Annotated in this window: 3 pseudogenes; 1 reads left to right on the top strand and 2 read right to left on the bottom strand. The window is 56.1% G+C overall.

Annotated features, from left to right (window positions below):
- Positions 1 to 585: 585 nt before the first annotated feature.
- Together DQ405_RS26000 and DQ405_RS26005 are read right to left on the bottom strand one after the other, a co-directional pair.
- Positions 586 to 1,507 (bottom strand): annotated as a pseudogene (locus DQ405_RS26000) (DUF808 domain-containing protein).
- 356 nt (positions 1,508 to 1,863) lie between these two features.
- Positions 1,864 to 2,188 (bottom strand): annotated as a pseudogene (locus tag DQ405_RS26005) (calcium:proton antiporter); the annotation flags it as partial.
- Positions 2,189 to 2,381: 193 nt separating this feature from the next.
- Between DQ405_RS26005 and DQ405_RS26010 the strand changes: the two are divergent.
- Positions 2,382 to 3,334: pseudogene (locus tag DQ405_RS26010) on the top strand (adenosine deaminase).
- The last annotated feature ends 121 nt before the right edge of the window (positions 3,335 to 3,455 follow it).

The raw sequence follows: 3,455 nt of genomic DNA on the forward strand, positions 1-3,455 counted from the left end.
TTCCTTCGTCGTACCGGATCTTCTTTCTGCAGCCATCCCGGCACCAGACGCGTAGACTGCCGCGATGACCTACGCCGTGATTTCCCCATCGCCAATTGCCAGCTGATAGCTCCGTCAGTTTGCTCAACCTGTGCCGCCTGCTGCTTGCCGGCTCGAAGTCTTTTTTTTTAAAAAACCCCCCCCCCCGGGGGGGGGGGGGGGGGGGTTTTTTTTTTHMMGTACGCCTCGATTCCCCCGTCTCCTCCAGCACCTTCTATTCGCCTAAACTCTGCATGAGCCATAGCTGGCTGCTCACGTCTGGCTAGTTGGCATATGAGTTCTTCAAAGGCGAGGCGTTGTCCTGAGTCCATTCCTCTGATGCGTTTGTAATCCATGATGTGTCCGTGAGAAAAGCTGGTAGGCGTAATGGCAGAATGCCTAGAGTGTATCGTGTTACGAGCAGCCAGATCGTTCGTCGCGCTCACTCTATTGAGAAGGCCTGCGGTTTTCTCACACGGGTTGCCAACGCTTCTGCGGTGCACTCCGCCTCTCAAATTCCCGCCGAAGATGACGCGGGAGCGAGTGCACCTGTTAAGCTCACATGGCCTACATTGATGCTTTACCAAACAGAGTCGTAATGCCTTTAATGACAAGTACCGCGACGAAGCCGACAAGCACGCCTACCAGGCAGTGAATGGCTAGTGTTGCGATGGTTTCCCACGACCCTGCCCCAGCGACAAGCTTTTCAGCAAAGTGCTGCATAGGCCCAATGCCTTCTGTAATGAACGCACCACCGACTAGAAACATGGCAACAGTCCCAATCCAAGACAATGCCTTCATCAGTTTCGGTGCCGCCGACAAGAGCCAACCGCCAACAGACCTCACCATCGAGCCCCATCTACCGGTAGCTTTGGATTTCTGCAGAATAAGCCCTGCATCATCCAAGCGAACGATCCCCGCAACCAAGCCGTAAACGCCCACTGTCATGATCACTGCGATCAGCGCTAGCGTTAACACCTGCTGAAGCATTGGGGCGTCAGTCACAATATTCAGGGTAATCACTATGATCTCAGCGCTCAGGATGAAATCAGTCCGTACCGCCCCAGAAATCTTCCGTTCCTCATAAGCGGCGAGCTCTTCTGGGGTCTTGGACTTGGGTTTTCTTGGTTGCCCTGTCCCATTGTCTCTACTAGCCGTGAACTTGTCCTTAATGGCCTCAAAGCCCTCATAACAGAGATATGCCCCCCCAATCATGAGCAGCCAGTGAACCGCCGCAGGCAAAAGTGCGTTCAACACCAAAGCACAAGGCACCAGGATGGCTTTGTTTCTCAACGAGCCCTTGAATACAGCCCATACCACCGGTAGCTCCCGGTCGGCTTTCATGCCGGTAACCTGCTCAGCATTCACAGCAAGGTCGTCGCTCAGGACACTAGCCGATTTCTTTGCAGCGACTTTTGCTCATAAGCGAAATGTCGTCTAGCAGTGTGGCGATGTCATCCAATAGTGCGAACAAGCTACTGCCGGCCATCTAAGGCTCCTTGCGTTGATTTATTCTGTTCCCCGACCGCCTCATGCATACAGACGCTAATGACCCGCATACGCTCCCTCCGAAGGCTCAGGATTACCCTGTCGTCATCGGGTTACGGAGAGCACTTTTCTAGACAATCGGCACACCATGCCGTTCATCCTCAAATATCCGTAGGTCTCGAGCAGAGTTAGGCTCAGGAAATTTCCGGGCTTCCGGGATATGCCATAGATAGAGGTGTGTCAGGGAGGACAAGGCAAGAGCACTCCCAATCAAATACACATCTTAAGCATCCCCATCAAGAGCAAGAGCAGGTCAAAGCCTAAGGGCTTTGACACCAAAGCGGAGTGTGTCTAGAAAATCACCGCTGAGTAAATGGTGTCGCGCACCAGCGTCGGCGATGGCTCGTTGCTCATCATGATCGCCAGGATCACCACCTCCACCAATACCGCGGCGAGGGTCAGGATCATGGTGCCGTAGGGGTCACCGACTTTTTCCGCCAAACTGCTCGGCGTGATGAGCCACGCGCATCGATGCCATCACGATAAACGCGATCAGCGCGAAGCCGGCCAGCAGCGCGACCAGTTGGCCGCTGTGGAGCATCCAGTGTTCCAGCGGGTAGGCGGCGATGGCGGCAATCAGCGCCAGCAGCATGAATTTTTCTTGCTTGAGGGATGTGAGCATTCCGGGCCTTTTCATACAGCGAATCAGTCATTGATGGGGTACAGACTGCGCCGAGCCACTAACGTTTCGTTACACCTTAGTTCAGGCCGCCCTTGCGTGAGTGACAGAAATACTCTCCTGCTGGTCAGGTTTTGCCGATTATTTCAGCCATGGCCTGTAGAATGCCGCCATTGCACTTGATGAGAATTTAAAAATGTACGATTGGCTCAACGCCCTGCCCAAGGCTGAATTGCACCTGCACCTGGAAGGCTCGCTGGAGCCTGAGCTGCTGTTCGCCCTAGCCGAGCGCAACAAGATTGCGCTGCCATGGAACGACGTCGAAACCCTGCGCAAGGCCTACGCCTTCAACAACCTGCAAGAGTTTCTCGACCTGTATTACAAGGGCGCCGATGTGCTGCGCACGTCCCAGGATTTCTACGACCTGACCTGGGCCTACCTGCTGCGCTGCAAGGCCCAGAACGTGATTCACACTGAACCGTTCTTCGACCCGCAAACCCACACCGACCGTGGCGTGCCGTTCGAAGTGGTGCTCAACGGCATCGCCGCCGCACTCAAAGACGGCGAGCAGCAACTGGGCATCACCAGCGGTTTGATCCTCAGCTTCCTGCGCCACCTGAGCGAAGACGAAGCGCAGAAAACCCTCGACCAGGCGCTGCCATTCCGTGACGCGTTCGTGGCCGTGGGCCTGGACAGCTCGGAAATGGGCCATCCACCGAGCAAGTTCCAGCGCGTGTTCGACCGTGCCCGTCACGAAGGCTTCCTCACCGTCGCCCACGCTGGCGAAGAAGGCCCGCCCGAGTACATCTGGAAGCCCTCGACCTTCTGAAAATCCAGCGCATCGACCACGGCGTGCGCGCCATTGAAGACGAGCGCTTGATGCAGCGCATCATCGACGAGCAGATCCCGTTGACCGTGTGCCCGCTGTCCAACACCAAGCTCTGCGTGTTCGACGACATGGCCCAGCACAACATCCTCGACATGCTCGAACGTGGCGTAAAGGTCACCGTGAACTCGGATGACCCGGCGTACTTCGGCGGTTACGTCACTGAGAACTTCCATGCGCTGCACACCAGCCTGGGCATGACTCAGGACCAGGCCAAACGCCTGGCGCAGAACAGCCTGGATGCGCGGCTCGTGAAGCCATAACTGAATAGACCTGGACTCAACCTGTGGGAGCTGGCTTGCCTGCGATAGCGGTGTATCAGCCAGCCTCTTATTGCCTGACCTACCGCTATCGCGGGCAAGCCCGGCTCCCACATGGCCCCAT

This window comes from Pseudomonas sp. SST3 (assembly GCF_003325755.1).